Source organism: Pseudoalteromonas sp. MIP2626 (genome assembly GCF_013414205.1).
GTDB classification, from domain to species: domain Bacteria; phylum Pseudomonadota; class Gammaproteobacteria; order Enterobacterales; family Alteromonadaceae; genus Pseudoalteromonas; species Pseudoalteromonas nigrifaciens.
Genome location: NZ_JAATTW010000030.1, coordinates 19,953 through 42,555 on the forward strand (window position 1 = coordinate 19,953; position 22,603 = coordinate 42,555).

The 22,603-nt window shown below is 39.9% G+C and carries 17 protein-coding genes and 1 pseudogene; 5 read left to right on the top strand and 13 right to left on the bottom strand.

What is annotated here, in order from left to right; all coding sequences use genetic code 11:
• Nucleotides 1-153 precede the first annotated feature (153 nt).
• Complete coding sequence (locus HC000_RS12510; RefSeq protein ID WP_179807816.1) at nt 154-1,011, bottom strand: PA4780 family RIO1-like protein kinase; 858 nt, start codon at nt 1,009-1,011, stop codon at nt 154-156.
• A gap of 633 nt (nt 1,012-1,644) precedes the next feature.
• Here HC000_RS12510 and HC000_RS18685 point away from each other — a divergent pair.
• Complete coding sequence (locus tag HC000_RS18685) at nt 1,645-3,894, top strand: EAL domain-containing protein (RefSeq protein WP_179807817.1); 2,250 nt, start codon at nt 1,645-1,647, stop codon at nt 3,892-3,894.
• Nucleotides 3,895-4,045: 151 nt separating this feature from the next.
• Here HC000_RS18685 and HC000_RS12520 read toward each other — a convergent pair whose 3' ends face one another.
• From HC000_RS12520 to HC000_RS12570, 11 genes are all read right to left on the bottom strand, one after another.
• Entirely contained in the window at nt 4,046-4,294 is a 249-nt protein-coding gene (locus HC000_RS12520) for a DUF4282 domain-containing protein (protein WP_179807818.1), read from the bottom strand.
• Nucleotides 4,295-4,454: 160 nt separating this feature from the next.
• Nucleotides 4,455-5,024, bottom strand: coding sequence for a hypothetical protein (locus tag HC000_RS12525; protein ID WP_058374882.1), 570 nt, complete (start codon nt 5,022-5,024; stop codon nt 4,455-4,457).
• A gap of 2 nt (nt 5,025-5,026) precedes the next feature.
• Nucleotides 5,027-6,244 carry a murein transglycosylase domain-containing protein gene (locus tag HC000_RS12530; RefSeq protein ID WP_179807819.1) on the bottom strand — a complete coding sequence of 406 codons (1,218 nt, stop codon included), beginning with the start codon at nt 6,242-6,244 and terminating at the stop codon, nt 5,027-5,029.
• Between the two features lie 18 nt (nt 6,245-6,262).
• Complete coding sequence (locus HC000_RS12535) at nt 6,263-6,976, bottom strand: hypothetical protein (RefSeq protein ID WP_058374880.1); 714 nt, start codon at nt 6,974-6,976, stop codon at nt 6,263-6,265.
• On the bottom strand, nt 6,976-8,271 hold the full coding sequence (locus HC000_RS12540; protein WP_086994611.1) for a hypothetical protein: 1,296 nt from the start codon (nt 8,269-8,271) through the stop codon (nt 6,976-6,978). Before HC000_RS12540 ends, HC000_RS12535 begins: the two co-directional genes overlap by 1 nt.
• Before the next feature lie 9 nt (nt 8,272-8,280).
• A complete protein-coding gene (locus HC000_RS12545; protein ID WP_179807820.1) occupies nt 8,281-9,648 on the bottom strand; it encodes a hypothetical protein in 1,368 nt (455 codons plus the stop codon).
• Nucleotides 9,645-10,769 (bottom strand): hypothetical protein, encoded by a 1,125-nt coding sequence (locus HC000_RS12550; protein WP_179807821.1) that lies wholly within the window; start codon nt 10,767-10,769, stop codon nt 9,645-9,647. The genes HC000_RS12545 and HC000_RS12550 overlap by 4 nt, the downstream gene beginning before the upstream one ends.
• An 8-nt stretch (nt 10,770-10,777) precedes the next feature.
• Nucleotides 10,778-11,680, bottom strand: coding sequence for an LPP20 family lipoprotein (locus HC000_RS12555; RefSeq protein ID WP_179807822.1), 903 nt, complete (start codon nt 11,678-11,680; stop codon nt 10,778-10,780).
• A complete protein-coding gene (locus HC000_RS12560; protein ID WP_179807823.1) occupies nt 11,680-12,384 on the bottom strand; it encodes a hypothetical protein in 705 nt (234 codons plus the stop codon). Before HC000_RS12560 ends, HC000_RS12555 begins: the two co-directional genes overlap by 1 nt.
• A gap of 308 nt (nt 12,385-12,692) precedes the next feature.
• A complete protein-coding gene (locus tag HC000_RS12565) occupies nt 12,693-13,310 on the bottom strand; it encodes a LysE family translocator (protein ID WP_179807824.1) in 618 nt (205 codons plus the stop codon).
• 412 nt (nt 13,311-13,722) lie between these two features.
• Nucleotides 13,723-16,194: a prolyl oligopeptidase family serine peptidase gene (locus HC000_RS12570; RefSeq protein WP_179807825.1), complete on the bottom strand. Its 2,472-nt coding sequence runs from the start codon at nt 16,192-16,194 to the stop codon at nt 13,723-13,725.
• A 369-nt stretch (nt 16,195-16,563) separates the two neighbouring features.
• Here HC000_RS12570 and HC000_RS12575 point away from each other — a divergent pair, with 369 nt between their 5' ends.
• The 4 genes from HC000_RS12575 (at nt 16,564) to HC000_RS12590 (ending at nt 22,014) form a co-directional block, all read left to right on the top strand.
• Nucleotides 16,564-17,793 carry a glycosyltransferase gene (locus HC000_RS12575; RefSeq protein WP_179807826.1) on the top strand — a complete coding sequence of 410 codons (1,230 nt, stop codon included), beginning with the start codon at nt 16,564-16,566 and terminating at the stop codon, nt 17,791-17,793.
• 115 nt (nt 17,794-17,908) lie between these two features.
• Entirely contained in the window at nt 17,909-19,135 is a 1,227-nt protein-coding gene (locus HC000_RS12580) for a threonine/serine exporter family protein (protein WP_179807827.1), read from the top strand.
• Nucleotides 19,136-19,319: 184 nt separating this feature from the next.
• The gene (locus HC000_RS12585; RefSeq protein ID WP_179807828.1) at nt 19,320-21,368 is read left to right on the top strand and encodes a S9 family peptidase; all 2,049 of its coding nucleotides are present in this window, start codon (nt 19,320-19,322) and stop codon (nt 21,366-21,368) included.
• Between the two features lie 220 nt (nt 21,369-21,588).
• Entirely contained in the window at nt 21,589-22,014 is a 426-nt protein-coding gene (locus HC000_RS12590) for a hemerythrin domain-containing protein (protein WP_011329866.1), read from the top strand.
• 103 nt (nt 22,015-22,117) lie between these two features.
• On the opposite strand, the pseudogene HC000_RS12595 reads toward HC000_RS12590, so the two are convergent.
• Nucleotides 22,118-22,552, bottom strand: a pseudogene (locus HC000_RS12595) (hypothetical protein).
• Nucleotides 22,553-22,603: the final 51 nt, after the last annotated feature.

The window sequence follows — 22,603 nt, forward strand, 5'->3', positions numbered from 1 at the left end:
TACTCAAAGTGAAAGAGAAAGCGTTAAAACAAAAAACATTTGCTTTATACGGGCTCAGGCCGCGATTAAGTTAACCTTTGTTTTATTGAATTTAACTGCAACGGTTTGATGTCTAGCTACTACACGCTAGACATCAGCTTAATTTAATTAAGTTTAAGCATCTTCGTCAACGTCTCGAATACGGTCTAAGCGCTCCAGCTCTTCTTCACGAGCGGCTTCAATTTCTTCAAGTATTGCATCAACATCTGCGGCTTCACTGTTATCTTCAAATTCACCTGTTAAAGTGGAGTTAGCCGTTAAGTTAGCCTCAGAAAACAATGCCCACATTTCTTTGGCGTATTGAGTTTGCAATAAAGCTGGGGCATATTCGCCGTAATAACGGCGCATATTATTAACATCGCGAGCAAACATTGCTTCGGCGCTATTATTCGCTGCAGCATTAACCGCTTGCGGTAAGTCAATAATTACCGGGCCTTTGCTGTCAACCAACACATTAAATTCTGATAAGTCGCCGTGGATAATACCCGCACACAACATTAATTTAATGTAATGCATCATTAAGCTATGCTGCCTAAGCGCTTCTTCTTCACTAAGGGCTACATTACCTAACTGCGGGGCAACATCGCCGCTGTCATCGCACACTAGCTCCATTAGCAACACTCCATCAATACAGCCGTAGGTGTCGGGTACACGTACACCGGCACTCGCTAAACGTGATAGCGCATCAACTTCGGCATTTTGCCAAATTTCTTCTTCTAATTGGCGACCATAACTTGAGCGTTTACCCATAGCACGTGCTTGACGCCCACCACGAACTTTACGGCCTTCTTGATATTGTGCGGCTTTTTTAAAACTACGTTTACTGGCTTCTTTATAAACTTTAGCGCAGCGAATATGATCGCCACACTGCACTACAAAAACATCGGCTTCTTTACCGCTCATAAGCCTGCTGAGTACGTCATCAATTAAACCATCATCAACTAGCGGTTGTAGGCGTTTAGGTATTTTCACAGGTTTTCTGCTAAATAAAAGGTGCTAATAACATTTATTTTATTAACTTGGTTATGGTTGTCTAGGTGGTTCAAACGAGGTGTTACCTTTGCGGATTAAGTGCGGTTATAGAGTAGTAGCAAGCAGTAATAACATTTAAGTGTCAACTAAGCAGCTACATATATGTGCTTAGAATAAGCGACTCAAGCGTAAAAGCCAACCGCATTTTATAATTTATCAGCTTTTTTAAACAAACTTTAATACTGGCTGCATTTACTGCAATAAAATTGATGCCTAACTACAATAAATAATGGCTATATAGCGTACGCAGTGACAGTAACGCCCAAACGAGACTTTATTGCTGCAAAGACTTATGCGTTACTCGATATTTTAAAAAAGCACTTCGCTGAAGTCACCCTAGGCACCAAGCAACACTTATAACTATTCGTATTGTTGTTCTATATAATAAATGATAACAACCAGTTAAAAATTAAAACAAAAAGAGTTTAAATTTTATTCGATCCTAGTATTGAGTTAAATTAAATAATGTTTACAATATCAATAAGGTGCTTCTTAATTATTATAAAATTAATTTCTCGTTTTATTGATGCTATGCGCTCAGACACATTAACTATTATTTAGGAACTTTTCTGAGTGACTCCAGCACAACATTCAGCATTATTTGCAGCCCAACAACAGATTATAGAGCAGATCGCATTAGGTGTAGATATACACCTCTGCCTGCATACTATTTGCAAGCAAATTGAAGCGATTATTGACTCTAAAAATGCTAAAAGTTCAATTTTAATTTTAGAAGGCAACCAACTTCGCCATGGTGCTGCGCCTAAACTCCCCCCTGAATATTGCCAAGCAATAGACGGTGTTACAATTGGTGATAATGTAGGGTCATGTGGCACTGCGGTGTATACAGAGCAACAAGTTATTGTTAACAACATAGCCACTAGCCCACTATGGGCTAATTATAAAGCAATTGCACTAGCACATGGTTTGCAAGCGTGTTGGTCTACTCCGATTTTTTCCTCAGACAACAAAGTGCTTGGCAGTTTTGCCGTTTATTACACCCACCCAAACTCACCGACTGCGTTAGATTTAAAGCTCATTGAACGCTTTACTCATTTATCGGGCTTAGCAATAGAAAAAGCGCGCTCTGTCGCAAGAGAAAAAACACTTAGTTTAGAGCTACAACGCTCTAACGAAAAATTAAAAGCATTTATTGAAGTGATCCCCGATTTAGGAATCATTTTTGATGAACAAGCGCGGTATATTGAAAGTTATGGTGCAAGCAACGAGCTACAATGTAATAGCTTAAGTAATGAGCAACGCATAAGCTCACTGCCATTAGGTGATCCTAATAAAGTAATCTCTATCATTACTAAAACACTGAAAACAGAGCAAGTACAACTGTACGAGTACGAACTTAATTGTATGGGTAACCGACATATTTTTGAAGCTAGAACATCAGTTATTAATAACTACCTACTTGATGAGCCAAATAAAAAACATGTTTTATGGATGATACGCGACATTACCGAGCGTAAGCTTGCTGAAGAGCAAGTAAAAAAGCTGGTGTTTTACGACCCATTAACCACTTTACCTAATCGCCGCATGCTAACTGACACGCTCGAATTAATGATCAGCGAATCTAAACAGCTGCTTTCATTTGGCACTCTATTATTTTTAGATTTAAATGACTTTAAGCGTATTAATGATTCATTAGGCCATGTTATTGGCGACGAGGTTTTACTCGAAGTTGCTATGCGGTTAAAAGCCGTAATTAAAAAAGCAGGTATTATTGCGCGAATTGGTGGTGATGAATTTGTAATTTTACCTAAGCACCTAAGTAGTAATAAAAACAGTGCACAAAGCCAGGCAATAGTGTGTGCTAACCAAATACTAGACTGCTTCAAAAATCCATTTAAAATAAGCAACTGTAGTTATAAAATTACCGCCAGTATTGGTATTAGCTTTATTGAAGGCCCAGACACAACAAGCAACGATGTACTAAAGCGGGCCGATACAGCTATGTATAGCGCCAAAAAACTTGGCGGCCATCGTTTTGCATTTTACGATCCGGCACTGCAACACGAATTAGACTTACGCTTACAGCTAGAAAGCGACATTATAACTGCAATAAAAGAAAAGCAGTTCGCGGCTTACTTTCAGCCACAACTTGATTGCCAAGGTAATATTATAGCTGCAGAGGCATTAATTCGCTGGATACACCCTCAAAAAGGCATTATATCACCCTACTACTTCATTCCTGTTGCAGAGCAATCTGGTCTGATTGATCAACTGCAAAGCAGTGTATTGTTTGACGCTTGCATGTTAATTAAAACCTTAGAGCAAACACAGCAACTTCATGATTCATTTTGTGTTGCTATTAATATTAGTGCCTGCCAGTTTATAACACATTCCTTATACAACAATATTGTTAGCATTGTAGATGCGTTTGGTATATCCCCGACAAGATTTAAACTGGAGATAACCGAAAGTATTTTACTGGATGATATGGCTGAAAATATTGCACAAATGCAGCAGCTCAAAGCTAAAGGGTTCAAGTTTTCGATTGATGATTTTGGCACTGGCTATTCATCGCTAGCCTATATACACACTTACCCCGTTAGTGAACTAAAAATAGATAAAAGCTTTATTGATAAAATACATGAAGGTAATAGGGGGTCTGCCATTGTGAGTACTATAATCTCGCTTGCGCACAACCTTGGCTTTAATGTTATTGCCGAAGGCGTTGAAACCGCAGAGCAAGCTAAAACACTCACACAACTTAATATTACCGGTATGCAAGGCTACTATATGGCCTATCCTATGCCCGCAGCTGAGTTTATTTCTTGGTTAAAACAACGTAACAGTAACAGCAAAAAGTAAGAAGCGCAGCGCCCTTAACCTCTTTGTAAATAATTTACTTAAAACTATTTTTGCGAATGCATTTTAGGCTTTTTAAACCTCAAAGTGGTGAAAATAAAATAGCGTGTCTGGTTTTGTTTCTAATTGAAACTTACTATGACACGCTGAAAATTTATTCTGATTTATTAGCTATTTTTTGTAAATTCTCGTGAATTTTGAATAAAACGATAAGTAGTTCACACCAAATTCTAGCACCAATTACGCCACCAACAATAATACCAAGCCCGGCCCAAAAACCACCACCGTACTGCATAAACATAGTACTTACACCAGAAATTACAGCACCCAGTAACATTAACCAATATACAAAAGTAATAATTTTAGGTGTCAGCATAGATTCAAAGAAAAAAATATCTTTCATTTTTTAGTCCTTTTTAAAATAGTCAGTGAGTTTTTATTTCACAAAAAATGAGCGCTTATTAGCCCTCATAGTTATTAACTAGCTAGCCTAAATAAGGCTAACCGGCTGTATATTTAATTAAAGCTAATTACGCTATTAAATTAAAAATAATGTGCAGCAATTACTTATTTAAATTATCGAGTTCTTTTTCTAAGTCTTTCATTGCTTTTTGCGCTTTGAACTCTTCGTAAAGCGCTTCGCGTGAACCTGGGTCTAAACGTTTGCCCGATTTAGCCACTAGGTTATTAAAGGTATCTTGTGTGTTGCTCATTACTACTAAGGTACAAAGTTGTTTTTTGCCATCTAAACGTGCAAATGCTACCTCTTGAGGTATAGCGCCAACAAGACTTTGCTCTGCAACTTGTTTGCTTACTTGCTCAAATGTACCACCTACATTTAGCTCATCATTACTTTGCGCTTTACGTTGATATAGGCGGTCCATAACACTTGCTTTTACTTGTATTTGCTGCGATAGATCTGCACGCGCTGCTGCAATGGCCTGCGCTCTATCTGTAGACATACTGCCCGACCAAGGTACACATGACGAAGAAGCTAAACCTTTATCTGATACAGGTAAAAGTACCCAATTTGGTACTGAATCATTTTTAGCAAGCGGTGCTGATTGCGTTTGCTCTGTACTTGAACACGCACCTAACGCCAAAGCGGCTATTACTGGTAATAACTTTTTCATATTTAAATTCCTTTCAATTGTGCTTGATAATATGCGGTGCGTTTAACCACCTTTTGTAAATAATTACGGGTTTCTTGTGCAGGTAAGTTATTAACCATATAGGTATAAATCTTATCTGCCGACATTGCATTAGCAGCAATACTTGCCTGATTTAGTGAGTTTGAGCCACTGAGAGTTTTAGCTACATTGCCTGGGCCAGTATTATATGCGGCTATGCTCATATACAGTCTTGATTGCTCGTTACGTACATTTTTAAAATAGCGATTACTTAAAATATGCAGATAAGTACTCCCCGCTTCTACGTTATTATCAGCCTGAAATAAATACTCTGGGCTAAGCAATAACGGCTTACCTTGCAAGAAGTTACTTACATCTTTACCGGCAGAAGTAGGCACTATTTGCATTAAACCAAATGCAGGGATAGGTGAGCGTGCCAGTGGATTAAAGCTCGACTCAGTATGTATTATTGCTAACAATAAGGCTGGCTCTAAGTTGTAACGCGCAGCTTGTACTTTTACCTCTGGCAAATAACGCTTTGCTTGGTTTGAAAGCGTATTAGCAGGCAATTTGTAGCTAATTGTCACCCTGTCTTTTTGCTTAGTTATTACAGGAGCCTTTGCAGCTAGTACCTCTTGTACAATTTCTGTAGAGAGCACTGTTTGCTCAGCTACTTTTTTAGATTGAGTAGCTGTTAGTGGCTTACTTTGTTTAACCTTTTTATTTAAAGGCTTACCTGTTGAAATAATGCTTTTACTATTAAGTGTGTTATTAGCTGTAATGTAAATTGGATCTTTGGCAAGCGTTTTATCTACGGTTACCTGTGAGAGCTCGTTTAATTGCTCTTTTGCATATTCAACTGCTTGCTCATTACTTTTGCTACTTAATAACTCAACAACCACTTCACCGCTTTCAAAATTTACACTGGTGCGTTTATTTAAATCGTCACTATATTTGACCCACACTTTTGAGCTAGGTAGGTTTGGGTCTTGCCATTTTGCAGTTATTTGTTTTAAATAAGTGCTTTCAGCATCACGCCAGGCACTCACAAACGCTTCAAACTCTTGCTTTTGTTGTTGTTCGTACTGACTAAACTCGCTTTGACGCTGCTTTAAAAAAGCTTCAAATTCGGCTTCATCACTTGTTTGGGCTAGGCTATTTAAACTTAAAGTAAGGCACGCAATAGTACTTAACCTTAGTAAGTATTTACTTTTCAAGTACACTTTTTATATCCTTATAAATTAAAAGTAGCTGCTTAAATCATCTGCGCTTTGCTGCTCATACTCAGCCTCTGCGGCTAAACCTAAGCGTTTACAATCAACACTTTCACACTGTTGCATTAATGAAATAACTTGTTGGTAGCGCATGTCTTTAAACCATGCTTGCGCCACAGACTCTTTAGCGTCATCAAGTTTAAGTTCATCGGCTACTAAGTATTTATCAAGGTAAGCTAGGCGCTCGCTTTGCGGTGATTGATCGGCAACAAGTGCAACGGCATCTGATATAGTCGATGGGTGAGCCATTGCTATTTTAAGTAATGCACGCAAGTTGTTTTTATCTTGCTGTTTGCCTACTTGCCATGCTGCTCTAATTGCTAAGCCTGCCTCGTTTATGTCTGCTGCAGCAGGGGTAACAATACCTGTACAGGTTAGCCATTCTTGCTGTTTTTCTTGCTTATACCCCGTAACCTCAGCTTCAATAAAACTCACCGATTCTGGTAAGGTAATATTAAGCTTATTAGCTAAGGTACTTTTTATAATACTGCGCTGTGGCAGGGTCAATGCATTACGACATGCCTGCTCAAGCGCATTTTTTGCACTCGATTTTAACGCCTTAACTCGGGCGTATTGACCATTAGCCTGACTTTTAAAAAAAGCAGTTTGCTGTTCAATTGTTTGCTCTGAGTCGAAGGTGGCCGAAGCCACCAACGAAAGCGCTAAAATAGATGCTAGCATTAAAGCTCCTCTTCACTCGCTACTTTACCCGAAGCACCTTGTGGATTAGCCGCTTTTTCGTTTAAGCCACCCACTGCTTTAATTTTATGACCAGAGCGGCTCATACCATTTACTGTATTGCCGTTATTACCTGTCATTTCTTTAGCTGCTTGGCGCGCCGTTGCTTCTAAACTTGGCGCATAAACTGCTACGCTGTACTGCCAAAAGCCGTCATCACTTGCAAAGCTCTTTACACTCACACCTGGTGGTAATTTACCTTTAGATAATGTTGCATATTCATCAGACATTTTTAATTGGTTTAAAAATGTATTTCGATCCTCTTCAAGCACTTTTACTTGCTGTGGATCATTTAGGTTAGGATCGTCGTATTCAAACTGCTGAGTACCTTCCATTTGCTTTTCGTCAAAGCTACCTTCCCAATATACTTTCTCTCCTTGCATAGTGGCTAGGAGCGCTGAGCGTGCACGCGTTTGCGATTGTGATTTAGCAGCACCTTTTAATTTACGCGCCACTTTATTATTTTTATTACCGCGTATTATTGCCGAACCATAACCTAGTACTATTACTTCTCCGCTATCGGCGTTAGTTAACACTTTTGCGCCAACCGGCGGTAAAACACCTGATTTAACATCACTAATTACTTGCTGAAAAATAGCATTTGGCTCTGTAGTCACAGCAACTGCACCACGATTTCCTTTTATTTGCGAGCGTGTTTTAGGTGTTGAAATTAAACTAACGCGTACTCCCTTTTCTTCATTATTATCGTACACGTCATAAGTAACAAAACCGGCTAAAGAACCCGATACAGACTCCTTACACGCTTCCATCATATTAGTTTGCTCGTTTGCAACACCCTCAACACCGGTATCTATTACATCCATTGTTGCACTTACTACATTGCTACATTGGTGCTCAACACCTTTCATGTTTTCTATTAATTGCTTTTTAGCAATTAAATAAGCCTGATTATAAGCGCCTCGTTTTGAAAGCAATGTCGCATTCATGTTGTCATAAGTGTTATAGCTAGCACTACCAATTGATAAAATACCAGTACCACTGCCTACTTGAATCATTTTAATACCGTCTTCGTCGTCATCAATCAGCGCTTGATGAGCAACAGCTACCGCTACATTAGTATCTTTTGCAACCACTACATCGCCCGACACTTGGGCTTGATCTGCGTTAGCTACTTGTGCACCAGGGCGAGCAGGGATCATGTCTGTTAAGCTAAATTCTTCAGCTGCAATTGCAGGCATAGCTAAAACCATTGCTAATGTTAATATTTTCAATTTCATCATCTGTCCTTATTTGTACCTGAGTGTAAAGTCGTTTTCGATTGTAATTTTAGAAAGTGTTTTTACGGTAATCGTTGCTAATGCTTGATCAAGTGCATGGGCAAGTTCACCGGTATTACCTTTGTACCTAAGGCTTGCAACTGTATAACCACTGCGCTTATCGATAGCTACGTCGCTTACACCACCTAAAGTGCTTAATACTGCATGCAATTTTTCTGGTTGCGTTAATTTATTACTTGGCAACAGAACTTCTCTTACTAGTCCGCCTCTTGCAACAACTTGAGTAAACGCAGTATTAAGCGTGCTGTGCAGTGCTTTTGACTGCGATTCACCGGCTAAATGTACTGCCATTAAATCTTTTTCTACGTAAGGGTCATCAGGCAAAGACATAAATGAAGGATCATTTTTCCAATTCCCATAAATATTGCCAGCTAAATCTCGCACATTAACACTTAAGCTAAGTTGACGATTATTACCACGTTTAATAACATCAGATTGTGCATAAATCACTAAACTCGCCGCACCACCTACTTCAATACCTTGCTCACTCAACCAAACTTTTAACTCTGTTTTTAATGGTTCAGGAGCGATTACTTGTACTCTAGGTGAGCCAATCATGCTCAACAATTGCGATGCCTGCTGAATTAGCGGTGCTTTTTCTACTACCGCCATTATCGTAATTTCTACGCCACCATTTTTTAACTGCTTACTTTTGAGTGTTTGCCACTCTTTAACCAGTCCTTCACTATGACTAGAAAGCTGCTGGCCAATCAACTCCTGCATATTGGTTGACTCATTACCATCAACAATATCCATACTCATGCTTGACGATTGCGTGTGTTGCTGCGTAAGCCAAACCCCCACCACCTGAGATACAGCTCTTTGTAGTGCATCTTGCTCGGCATTAGTTAATGCTGTTTTACCTTCTTTTTTCCAGCCTTGACCTATTACTGTCACGCTTATATCTTGGGTCGCTTGTTGCCAGTTTTGCTCTTGCGGCTCTCCTAACTCCTGCGGATTAAGGCTTACAGTCATGCAAGTGTCGTTACCACTAAGCGTAGGCGTTGAGTAATTTAAAGGAACTGCACCTGCACTCAAACCTTCCATCATAGTAGTGCGTTGCTGCTCATATAAGCTGGCGGCATCATCAGTTAAATTTGTTGTTAAATGTTGCTGCGCACTTTGCGTTGTTAGGCTTTTATTACCTTTAATAAAACTTATAAGCTCAGCACTGGCCTGCGCTTTTGCACCAGAAATAGCCGAGCTGCCGCGCCCATAAGCACACGCCTGGGTTTGTAATGTTCCATCAGCTAAAACATCCACTTGTGCTTGTACGCTTAAGGAGCATAACGCTAATAAGCAAAGCTTTTTGATCATGTACGGTTCTCCAAAAATCCAGCTGGTGTGCCTACCGATACAGCAAATATTTTTGCACCTTTTGCTGGGCGATAAATACCATTTTCGGCTTTATCTTTAACGCTATCGGCCATGTTTGAATCTTTCCAGCGGATAATTTCACCATTTGCACTGTTACGTGACGGGTTAACATGCGCCACCCCTAATGGCTCAACAAATCCTGCTTCGTAACTAAATATAATCATGGTTTCATTTGGTAATACGCCGGCATTTTGGCCACGATCGAGGCTAATTTTGTTGCCTTTAATACCTAACACTTGCGCAGTGGCAGGCATTTCACTAAGCATACGGGTCAATAAAATATCAATACCACGCGAACCCATATCATTGAATACCGCGTTTACATGCGCACTATCATTTAATGGAAAGCCGCCTTTGGGTCGAGAATTTACATGGATAAATTTTAGTTCTGAGCGTTCTCGCACATCCTCTGATTTAACCCGTATTTTACCCAAATTTGGGTGCGATAGTTTTTCACGGGTTTGTGGGTTAATCACACCTGTGGTCAGTTCTAACGTATAATCAGCCCAATCTGTTATGGAACCTTCTGTTTTGATAGTTCTGAGTGAATCTATTTTTACAATAAAATCCGGCATTAACGCTTTTACTTCGGCGCGCTTGGCAGCCGCTTTAACACCTTGTTGTTGTAAAAATATTTGCTGTTCTTTTGAAATGGTATCGTCATCACGAGTAATAATTCTAAAGCGGTTAATGCCAGCAAATTGGTTTTCAACCATCAATAATAAATTTTCATTATCGAACTCGCGCATAGCATCTACACCAATGCCAGTACCAGTTACTTGGGCTAGGTCAAAATACATACGTACGATAGGCTTTTTCAGTGGGCAACTATCGGCTTCGTTGTTAATATCAAAGGTACAACGCTCTAGCCCTTGAGTATCAAAATAGGCAGGAATGGTAATATCATGATCTTTAAAGTCGTAGGCACTTTTAGCCACTTGAGCGTTAGATGCACGATTACTTACTTTTTCTACTTGTGTACTGCTGCCCGACTTTGTTTGACAACCAGCTAATAAGGCAAGTGTTAATGCTGACAGAGTTAATTTTTTTACTAGTTTCATTATTATTCCTAAATATCAAACAGCCACTGACTAGCAGGCGCTTTAAGTTGTTGCACTAAGTTTTGAATCACTTTTTGTTTGGCGTTTTCCCGCGTAGCGGCACTTTCTTGAGCATTTATGTCATGTTGTAATAACACTTTAAATGGGCTAGTACTGCGTGTTAGTGCTAGTGATAAAATGGCTTTTGCAGAGTGTTTAGTTGTAGTTTGCGCGTATTGCCAACGCAATTGTGGACGAAGCCATAGTTGTGTGTCGCCGCTGTGAGGTAAGGCGTCGTTTAAGGCAGATTTAATTTCGTGTGCGCTGATTGCACCAATCACATCGCACGCAACTGCATTAAATGCGATTGACTGTTCGGTTAATAAATTATTCAGTGTTGATTTAATCAACAACTCAGAACCTGATAAATGCTCCAATACTGCTAGTTTTTTTGTCGCCTGGCTTAGTAAACCACTATTTTGCAGTGCCCAAATAAAACGTTGCTCAGTATTTTTTTCTGGGGGAGTAATTCGAGATAGTACCGATAAATCAGATTTTAACGTTTTTACTATAACCGACTTTTTAACACCCATTTTTAAAGCAAATAAGTTGTTTTGTGCAACTGCATTTAACTGCTCAAGCCCCGTTAATGTAAACGGTAAACTACTGAGCGTTGTCGCTTGCTCAAAGTAGCTGGTTGATTTGTTGTTTTGCTTGGTTAGTGATTGTACTTGCAGAGTACTTACATCAACACTGAGTTGGGTTATAATTTCGGCTAAAGCCGCTTGCTTTGCAGCTAAGCGACTTTCACCAATACCAACCGCAGTAATGTATTCATCACTTTGTTGCGGTTGGAGTACCCAATCAGGCCAGCTTTGCGCTGAGCTTGTACAAGCAAATGCCAATAAAATGGCAAAAATGCTTGTTTTCATTAACCTTTCGCTTCTAGCTCTAATTGTAATTCGTTAATAGCTGAAATAGTAGCTTGCTCTAATTCAATAATTTCATTCGCTTCTAATGCTAACGAAAGCTGATCTTTTGCTTTTAACAATGCTACACCAATATCTTTTGGGTTTTCTGCTTCATCTTCCTCACCAGCAAACATACCCATCATACTACTGCCAGCACTGAGCGCTAACGCCATTGCCACTTCATTTTTATATTGAGATAAAATATAAGCTGACTTTGCAACTTCAACAGTTAAGTCGGTAGCAAGTGCGACATTTTGTTGATAAATACCTTCATTGGCTTCGTTATAGGCAGCAAGTTTATGGCCTATCTTTTCATCTTCATTTTTAGCGCCAGCATCAAATTCTGCAACAGCGGCTTCTAACTCTTCAGGGGTGGCATCGTTATAAGCGTATAAAAACGCTTGTACATCGCGATGATTATCTGTTGAGGTGCGGTATTGCCCCATTACTTTATATTGACGCTCAAGCACCATAGCCGATGCATTTAAAAATTCATTAATGCCTGGTACTACGTCTACAGGGTATTGGTAACCTAATGTATCCATACGTGTAGTTAACTCTGCAACAACAGCGTTACGATCTAAGTCAGCAGAAGTATCAGTTGTAGATACACAACCAGCAAAAAGAGGAGCAAAAATAAGTGCAGATAGGATAGTTTTTTTCATGTGGCAATTCCCTGTACATTTAAAAGGCAAGAAAGCATAAAGCTAAGCTTTTGACTTAATTCATTCTTCCTTGAATATTTTGTTAGAATTACCGAATTTTTTATAAATTGCAATACAGAAATTTAAGAAACTTTTATTACTTGTAATTAAAATAGCAACAAATGTAACCACAGCAAGGCATTCAGCTGAGGTTAATACTTTAAGCTCATTTTTACATAATCATTGTTTTTTACCCGTTTTAGGAGCTAATAACAAAAGAAAACTGCTTTTTTAATATTGTAATGCCGAGTAATTAATCTATTAAAGCACTACCCTACAGCCAGCCATACACCTACAGCGACCATTAAACTGCCCGCAATACGATTCATCCACTGGATGTTATTACCGCGCGTTAAAAATAATCGTAAGCTTTTTCCACCTGTTGCATAAGCCAACATACTTAAAAATTCGGTAACCATTATTACACTTAACAACACTAATAGTTGGGGGGCTACGTCATGTTCAATACTTATAAATGGTGGTAATAATGAGATCATAAACGCCCAGCCTTTTGGGTTGGCGATTGCAGTTACAAAGCCTTGCGTAAACAGCGACTGGCGACTTACAGCTGTAGCACTGCTGGTATTTACCGACATTTTTCCTTTAGATCGCCACATATTTATACCAATGTAAATTAAGTATGCACCGCCTACCCATTTTAAAATAGCAAACGCCTCTGGATAATTAAGCATAATACTTGCCACACCTAGCACTGCAGCAACGGCAACACTAGCAACGCCGAGTAGTTCGCCCACCATCATCCACAAAGTGCGCCGCACGCCAATGCTCATGCCTAGCGTCATGGCTAATGTCATACACATACCCGGGGTGATCGAAACGAAAAAGAAGGTGGGAATAAATACCGCGAGTACTGTTATATCAATCATTTAAAACTCGTAATGGGTTAAAGACAAAGTGGTAATAGGTTCTAGGCGAAAGGGTAAATGAAAAAGAGCTAAGGTGAAAGATAAATGATATGTAATATGAGCATTTGTACTCGCTCACCTTGAGCTTGTTTTTGGTAAGGTAACTTCCTCTAAACAAAGTATCAGCCCAAAATAAAAATTTCCTATTAGTAAAACACCTCCCACTTGAAAGCCCTGAACAGCAAGGTTTTTGCGTTATTTACCCTTTATTATGAAAAACAAAAAGCGTCTGAATTTGGAAGTTTTATACACTCATGCATGGCAAAAGTCTGAGATGATAAAGTGCAGCGTACATACGTTCACTTTGCATGGGGAAGGTGCCGTGAAATTAAGGGGGGATCTTCTTGCTCTCACGGCATAAACTCGTACTTTACTATTGGCTCGGTGTTGGCTCAGCCACTAGCTCAGTCGTTACCTTTACCGGCTCAGCAGAATCATCCATTAACAGGTATTTGTTTAGCCACTGCTCTTGTTCCCACAATACATGCAGTAAACTTTTACGGGCTCGATAGCCATGTGCTTCATGAGGTAGCATAACTAAACGCGCTTCTTTACCTAAGCCTTTTAACGCGGCGTACATACGCTCACTTTGCATTGGGAAAGTTCCAGAATTCGGATCTTCTTGCCCGTGAATCATTAACATTGGCTCGTTAATTTTTTCGGCATGAAAAAAGGGCGACATGTTTGCGTACACATCTTGGGCTTGCCAAAAGTCGCGCTCTTCGCCTTGAAAGCCAAACGGCGTTAAGGTGCGATTATACGCGCCACTGCGGGCAATACCGGTTTTAAACAAGTCACTATGCGCTAATAAGTTAGCCACCATAAATGCACCATATGAATGACCCGCTATGGCAATATTGTTTTTATCAGCAATTCCTTTTTTAACCAATACATCTACGGCAGCTTGTGCGCTGGCCACTAGTTGCTTTCTAAAGTTATCGTTTGGTTCAGTGCCCTTAATACCTACAATAGGCATTTTAGGATCGTCAAACACCGCAATACCTTTAGCTAAGTAAGGCATTGGGCCCCAATAACCAATAGAGGTAAACTCATAAGGCGATTCACGCACTTGAGAAGCGACTGCTTTATCTTTATATTCAAGCGGGTATGCCCACATTAATACAGGTAATGGACCTTGAGTTTTATCATAACCTGGTGGTAAATAAAGTGTGCCTGAAAGCTCAACACCGTCATCTCGGGTATAACGTAATTGCTCTTTTGTTACGCCTTTAAATGCAGGGTAAGGGTGCTCAAAATTAGTAATTTGAGTTAAATTTTGTTTATTTAAATCACGAATAAAAAAGTTAGGTTGCTCTGTTTTAGACTCTCTAATAGTAATAAAACGCTTACCTTCGTCATCCAGTAACGCACGAACACGCTCATAATAAGGCGCCGCTGATTGCCACAAACGTTTGCTGCTATTCGTTTTTACATCGTATTGATCTAAAAACGGCACATTACCTTGCTCTGATGCGCCATTACCGCGTAAAAATAGATAGCGTCCGCCAACCACTTTTATTACCTTGCTGCCTAAATCATTGCGCTCATATATTACTCTACCTGGGTCTTTGTAGGCATCGTTGTAACTACGCTCTGAAAATAATATGCGGTTTTTATCAGCATCACGCGGGGCAATAATATAAGTGCGCACTTGGCGGTCACTAAAGCGCCAATCGCTGAGCATAGCAATATTATCGTTACCCCATTCTATACCCGAATAACGACGCTCTACTTTAGCAAACAGTTTAGGCTCGCGCTTAAACGGTGCACGTAAGCTGTAAATAAAGTCGTGATATTCAACATCGGTTTTCATATCACCACCATCTTGCGCTTCAGCCCAAATAACCTCTGCACCTTGATCGCCTCGCCACTCAAAGTCACGTCTGCCAGTATGTACACTGTCGTAGCCTTGTGGAATATTATCGGCTAATGGTTGTTTTGCCAGCTCAACTAGTGAAAAACCACGCATTCCCCATATTTGCCATGTTGTAGCAAAGCGGTTGTATGGAACTTGATACGAAAATGGCTCGTTTATGCTTGCCACTAATATATTGGTTGAGTCGGGTGATACTGAAAATGACTTAAGCAACGCAGGGCGGCCAATCGGTTGCGCATGACCATCAAGCGTTATATAGGCGAGTTGCCCTTGGCCATAAAACTTAAACTGCGCCTCATCAAACGGACCGGTTAATAAGTTTTGATAAGTACGTGCAGGGGCTTTTTCGCCGCTACTTTGCTGAATAACAGGCACCGTACTTTGGCTATCATTTTGTAACCTGGTTTTTCCTAAATTAACGGCTAAATTTGCAACCAAGGCACTGCTATCGGGTAGCCATTCATAGGGAGATGCAGTTAGGACAGAGTTAAGCGCAATTGAGTTTAGCTCATTAGCTTGTTTTGTTTTTACATTGTATAACCATAAACGCGCATCATTTTTTTGCTCAACCACAAAGGCTAAGTACTCACTATTTGATGACCACTTTGGCGCGCGAATAATACCTTGTGGCAAGTTATTAATATTAATAACCGTACCACTTTGTACGTGTTTAATTTGCACCGCACTGTATTTTGCACTTACGCGTGAGCGTGAAAAGTTTGCCGGGTTGAGTTTAATGCCCGCCAGTTTAAGCTCCTCTTTTGCCAACTCATCTAGCGACACAACACGTTTGCGCTCAAACAATGCCAGCCATTGGCCATCGTCTGACAAACTACTGGTGGGCGATAACTTAGCATCTACTAATGTAGCAAGTTCAGCCGATGGCGTTTGATATCCTTGCTCTGCATAGCTCATTGGCAGTAATGCAATACAGCCAATAAAGGCAACTAACAGCCTAAAAGCGTTCATGTTTTGTCCTTTAGTAATTATTTAGTTTAATAAAGCTATCTAAACATGTTTTGCCGCATTCATAAAGCATTAAGGTTATACAAAATAGCGTAAATGATTTATCGCCACCCTAACTTAAGCTACACTACAGCGCTATTTATAAAGTGCTGTACACCTAAAAAACAATGCAGATGAATAAAGTAAATGCCGTCATATTTTTTAATATTACCCATTAATAAAAAATGACTTTATAAGCATTGAACTTGTGTAGAACTAGTGCGCTAAATTTACTGGACTACTACCGTTATTATTGTAATAACCATCACAAAAAATAAGCTTACCTGTTTCTATATGGGTAAATTTAAACTTACTAAAAAGAGATCCTAGCCAATGAAAAAAGTGCTGGTAATTGGCTACGTATGGCCAGAGCCCAACTCATCTGCTGCAGGCACGCACATGATGTCGTTATTAAATGCCTTTAGAGCCCAAAACTGGCAAGTAGAGTTTGCAACGCCGGCACTGCGCACCGAGCACATGGTCAACCTTGACGACTTTGGTATTAGTAGCAAGAGCATTGCGCTTAACTGCGAAAGTTTTGACGATTACGTTAAAGCATATGCTCCCGATATCGTTATGTTTGACCGTTTTATGATGGAAGAACAGTTTGGTTGGCGCGTTGATAAGTATTGCCCGAATGCGCTGAAAATTTTAGATACCGAAGATCTACAATGTTTGCGTAATGCCCGCCACGAAGCCCATAAAGGCGAGCGAGAATTTACCACTAACGACTTGCATTCAGACATAGCAAAACGCGAAATTGCAGCCATCTTACGTTGCGATTTAAGCCTTATTATTTCTAGCTATGAAATGAGTTTACTTAATGATGTATTTAAAATAGAGCCTAGCTTATTACACCATTTACCTTTTATGGTCGATTTAAACACATTGCCCACCAGCACTAAAACCTTTGAGCAGCGCCAACACTTTATGACCATAGGTAACTTTAGGCACGCGCCAAACTGGGATGCAGTGCTTTATTTACAACAAATCTGGCCTCTTATTCGCAAGCAACTGCCTAAAGCTGAGCTGCATATTCATGGATCGTACCCGCCGCCAAAAGCAACTGCACTTAACAACCCTAAATCGGGGTTTTTAATTAAAGGCTGGGCCGATAATGCGTTTGAGGTAATGCAAAGCGCACGAGTATGTTTAGCACCACTGCGTTTTGGCGCAGGTATTAAAGGTAAATTACTTGAAGCCATGATTATGCAAACCCCAAGTGTTACCACTAATATTGGCAGTGAAGGTATGCATAATGAGTTACCTTGGCCTGGAAAAATAGCAAACACCGCCGAAGATTTTGCAAATGCAGCCGTTGAAATGTACAACAATCAAAGTGAATTTGAACAAGCACAACAAGATGGCAATACACTACTTAATACGCTGTATGACAAAGCCCAATTAAGCGCTGCGTTAATTCATAAAGTCGATTCAATAAGTAGCGATTTAAATGCCCATCGCGAAAAAAACTTTACAGGCCAAATGCTCAAACATCATACAATGCGCAGCACACAATACATGTCGCAATGGATAGCTGAAAAAAATAAAAAATTAGATTAAAAATGACTAGACACACACCAATTAGTGTTTAAAATCGCGCCCATTAAACATGGGCAAATTTCGCAATTTTGTCTATATTTTTAGCTTAGTTATTTAACCGTTGGCTTAAAAGCATTTGAAAAACGCAACCTTTACAGAAAAACGCAAATTTATCGTTAAATTAGGTAAAATGCTGCACAAATATGGTACGCCCGCATACCGCTTAGAAGCGCATTTAATGGAAGTTGCGACCTACTTAGACCTTAAATCGTCGTTTGTTATGTCGCCTACCTCTGTTACCTTTGTTATTTGGACCGACGGCCACGAAGACGAGTATACCCATGTTGCACGGGTAGATCCTGGCGATCACGACCTAGGCTCACTTGCCGACACCGACGACTTAGTTAATCAAATGCTTGATGGCAAGTTAACCTTGCACGAAGTGGACGAACAGCTAGACATTATTTTTGTTGCTCCTAACTCTTACAATAAACTCACTACGGGCATTGCGTTTGCCACATCTGGTGGTGCGTTTGCTATGTTAATGGGCACCAGCTGGTTTGATGTAGCTTGGTCTGCGTTGCTCTCATCTATTGTATACTTGTTTGTACTTTGGTCGGGGCGCTCAAAACGTGTCGCCCACATGCTTGAGCCTTTGGTAGCAATTGTATCGTCAATCGTTGCCTGTGCTATTAGTGTTTATTTTACCCCAGAGATCAATATACGTTTAGTGGTACTGTCGTCCATCATTGTATTTATTCCGGGTTTAGCATTAGCCCTAGGATTAGCAGAACTTGCAGCAAGGCACTTAGTGTCGGGTACAGCACGGGTAATGGACTCATTCATGTTGCTGTTTAAACTCTACTTTGGTGGTTTTATTGGCATAGGTATTGGTTTTGCATTATTTGGACAGGCCGACTTTGTGCAACCTGCGCCACTGCCAGCGTGGACGCCTTGGCTTGCTATATTTTTGCTGTGTAGCAGCCTAATAGTCATATTTAGAACCAAGCTTAAACATGCCGTGTGGTCTATCGCATCTGGTTTTATTGCTTATGGCACCAGTATTGGCTCTGCTATGTATCTCGATTACACCTTAGGGACCTTTGTTGGCGCATTAGCCGTTGGCATATTTAGTAACTTATTTAATCGCGTGGCCAACGCCCCCGCTTCTATTGTTGCTATGCAAGGCTTAATTGTATTAGTACCGGGTAGCAAAACCTATATTGGCTTAAACTCGCTTATTGAAGGTCAAGACTTTGTTTATGCAGAACATATAGGCCAGCAAACGTTTTTAATTTTTATGTCGCTAGTAGCTGGGTTAATTTTTGCCAACGTAGCACTGCCACCTAAAAAGAGTTTGTAACGCGCTTTTCTCACCTATCCATTAATTAAAATATACGCCAACATTTGTGATAAAAGTTGGCGTCATTACTTTTATCACCGCTTTATCCATTAACCTTTATAAACAGTGTGTTAATCGCATTTTTTAGCCTATTACATCAGCCTTGCTATACTGCCAAGTTAACGTGTATATAAAGGAAAGTTTAATGTTAAAACTTAGCTTAGTGCTTGCAATGGGATTATCTAGCTCATTGGTAAGTGCTTCAACAGTATTAACGGTTGAAGATATCCCAAAAATTCAATCAGTTATTCAAACCAGTATTAGTCCAGATGGCGATAATGTCGCTTTTACTCGTTCGGTGCCGCGTGAGCTGTACGTTGATGAAAATGGCACTAACTACCGTGAGCTGTATGTGGTTAACGATAAAGGTGTAGAGCGCCCTTTTATTACCGGTTCGGTTAGTATTAGCAGCATTCAATGGTCTAACAACAGTAAAACCATCTACTTTTTAGCAAAATTAAAAGATGACAAATTTACCGCGCTTTATCAAATTCCGGTTGATGGCGGCCAAGCACATAAAGTACTGTCATTAAAAGATACCTCTATTTCAAGCTACGCACTAAGCCCTGACAATAAACACCTCGCTATTTTGGCAATGCCAGCAGCTGATAAATCTGATAAAGAGCTTAAAAAATTAGGCTTTATGGCAGAGGTATACGAACAAGGTTTAAAAAACAAACAGCTGTTTATTGCTGATTTAAAACAAACCGATAAGCCACTTTCACCTGCCGCGCTCAATGTAGCTAACTATGTTAGTGATGTTAACTGGGCTGCCGATGGCAAAAAGCTACTGGTTAAAACTCAGCCTACTGCGTTAATTGATGATAAATACACAAAATCACAATGGCACTTGTTTGATATAGCAAGTAATCAAGTAACTATGTCGTTTACCACAGAGGGTAAACTTGGTACAGCAGAGCTTTCTCATGATGGTCGTTATATCGCAATTTTAGGCGCACAAGATAAACACGACCCTGCTACTGGTCGCTTATTTTTAGCCGATACAAAAAGCGGTAAAGTAGATGAGTGGTTACCCAACTTTAGCGGCCACGTAGCCGATATTGAATGGCAGAATAAACGCAATACCTTAAATTTTATTGCCAATGTAGGCACCCAAAGCTTTGTCGGCAGCATTAAAACCGGCAGCAATAAATACAAAAAAATAGTTAAAGAAGGTCAATTTATTGCCTCAAGCCTAAGTATCTCTGCTTCAGATAAAACCTTAGCGCTGCGCGCCAATACCGCAAAACATCCTAACGAAGTGTTTATTGTTCGTAGCAATAAAGCAGAGCGTTTAACCGATTCAAACACGTGGCTAAACGACAAGCGCTTTGCCAAGCAACAAACAATTAATTTAAAAGCCCGTGACGGCGTAGAAATTGATGGTGTACTTGTGTATCCGCTTGATTATAAAAAAGGGACACGTTACCCATTAATCATGTCGGTACATGGCGGCCCTGAAAGCCATGACAAAGACGGTTGGTTAACTAACTACTCACGTCCTGGTCAAATGGGAGCAGCTCGTGGTTACGCTGTATTTTATCCAAATTATCGTGGCTCAACGGGTAAAGGGGTTGATTACTCTAAGCTTGGCCAAAATGACTACGCAGGCAAAGAGTTTGATGACTTAGTAGATTTTAAAAACCACCTTGTTGATATGGGTTTAGTAGACACTAAACGTGTTGGTATTACTGGTGGCTCATACGGCGGTTATGCTTCTGCGTGGGGCGCAACAAAATTAACTGAGCACTTTGCTGCCAGCGTAATGTTTGTTGGCGTATCAAATCAATTATCTAAGTTTGGTACTACCGATATATCTAACGAAATGAACCTAGTACATGCTCGTTCATACCCTTGGGATAAATGGCAATGGTACTTAGAGCGCAGCCCTATTTATTGGGCTGGACAATCTAAAACACCGTTATTAATTATGCACGGTAAAGACGATCCTCGTGTACACCCAGCGCAATCAATGGAGCTATACCGCTACATGAAAGTGCAAGGTAAAGACGTGCGTTTAGTTTACTACCCTGGCGAAGGCCACGGTAACCGTAAAGTAGCAGCCCAGTACGACTACAGCTTACGTTTAATGCGTTGGATGGATAACTACCTGATCGATGGCAATAAAGACATGCCTGCGTTTGAAATTGACCACGCAGCTAAACTTAAAGCAATAAAAGACGCAAATAAATAGCTAGCTAAATACGGTTATGAATAAGTAAGTTATTTTATTACAGGGCTAGTAGCAATATTAGCCCTTTTTGTTGTTAGCTTTATACAGTGCATAGTAATTTTTACACACCTCTCAAATAATCTCTTTGTAATAAAAACAAAACCCCTTGTATTACAGTGTATTAAAAATGGCCTTATATTTGCTTCATATTATTTAAACAATGAGTAAAGTAGGAAATAAAATGAATATTTTTGAAGCACTACGCGCCGATCATGACATACAACGTAAGTTAGTAGATGCGCTTATTCAAACTCATGGTGATACAGATGAGCGTCAAAAATTAATGCTTGAACTAAAAACACAGCTAAAACAACACGCAAAATTTGAAGAGCGTTATTTTTATAACCCACTGATGTTTGAAGATCTAACCCATGAAAAAGCCCGCCATAGTGTGGCAGAACATCATGATATTGATGAATTAATTGAACAACTTGAAGAAACCGATAGGAGTTCACCAGCGTGGTTAGTTGCTGCTAAAAAACTCCATCATTTAGTGCATCATCACTTAGATGAGGAAGAGCACGAAGTATTTCAATTAGCGGGCAAAGCGCTTACCGAAGGGCAAAAAGAAAGCTTAGCTGAGCACTACAACGATGCAATGCACTAACTGCTGCAGTAACTACTTTATACACTATAACTTTAACTTTGATACACTCCCTTGTGTACTATTTGGTTATAAGCCAAGCGGCTTATAACCAATTTTTTATGTATTACTTTATAGTAAATTTTACGTCTTGGTCGCGCAGTAAATACAACGCAAAACACGCTGCCCACATTGGCCATGCAGTAAAGAATAATAAGTGATTAAAGCCATCTATGTACTGGTTGTACGATGAAAGTGTAGACAAGCCATGCATTACAAAAATGATTCCGTAAGTAAGTCGCTTTTTAATACCCGCCAAAAATGCTAATACTAAAACTAACTGCAGCGCACCTAACACATACGCCACTATATCTGTTGACCCACTAATGCCATAAAACTTTTCAAAAATACCGGCGCTATGTGCCGGGTTCACAAATTTATCCAGCGTCCACATTATCATTACAGTGAACTACCCATCGACGCCACTCCGTGTCGATCAATGGGCTTCTACAGCCTTGACTTAGAGACTAGGCTGCTTCTTTTTTCTCAGTTCCAACAGCAAACTTCGATAGCTCGAAGACTTTCGTTTTAATGGCTGATTTCTGCTGAGATG

Excerpts from the sequence above, each read along its gene's own strand:
- HC000_RS12520 (WP_179807818.1), bottom strand. The coding sequence starts at position 4,294 with ATGAAAGATATTTTTTTCTTTGAATCTATGCTGACACCTAAAATTATT.
- HC000_RS12525 (WP_058374882.1), bottom strand. The coding sequence starts at position 5,024 with ATGAAAAAGTTATTACCAGTAATAGCCGCTTTGGCGTTAGGTGCGTGT.
- HC000_RS12535 (WP_058374880.1), bottom strand. The coding sequence starts at position 6,976 with ATGCTAGCATCTATTTTAGCGCTTTCGTTGGTGGCTTCGGCCACCTTC.
- HC000_RS12540 (WP_086994611.1), bottom strand. The coding sequence starts at position 8,271 with ATGAAATTGAAAATATTAACATTAGCAATGGTTTTAGCTATGCCTGCA.
- HC000_RS12545 (WP_179807820.1), bottom strand. The coding sequence starts at position 9,648 with ATGATCAAAAAGCTTTGCTTATTAGCGTTATGCTCCTTAAGCGTACAA.
- HC000_RS12550 (WP_179807821.1), bottom strand. The coding sequence starts at position 10,769 with ATGAAACTAGTAAAAAAATTAACTCTGTCAGCATTAACACTTGCCTTA.
- HC000_RS12555 (WP_179807822.1), bottom strand. The coding sequence starts at position 11,680 with ATGAAAACAAGCATTTTTGCCATTTTATTGGCATTTGCTTGTACAAGC.
- HC000_RS12560 (WP_179807823.1), bottom strand. The coding sequence starts at position 12,384 with ATGAAAAAAACTATCCTATCTGCACTTATTTTTGCTCCTCTTTTTGCT.
- HC000_RS12565 (WP_179807824.1), bottom strand. The coding sequence starts at position 13,310 with ATGATTGATATAACAGTACTCGCGGTATTTATTCCCACCTTCTTTTTC.
- HC000_RS12570 (WP_179807825.1), bottom strand. The coding sequence starts at position 16,194 with ATGAACGCTTTTAGGCTGTTAGTTGCCTTTATTGGCTGTATTGCATTA.
- HC000_RS12575 (WP_179807826.1), top strand. The coding sequence starts at position 16,564 with ATGAAAAAAGTGCTGGTAATTGGCTACGTATGGCCAGAGCCCAACTCA.
- HC000_RS12585 (WP_179807828.1), top strand. The coding sequence starts at position 19,320 with ATGTTAAAACTTAGCTTAGTGCTTGCAATGGGATTATCTAGCTCATTG.
- HC000_RS12590 (WP_011329866.1), top strand. The coding sequence starts at position 21,589 with ATGAATATTTTTGAAGCACTACGCGCCGATCATGACATACAACGTAAG.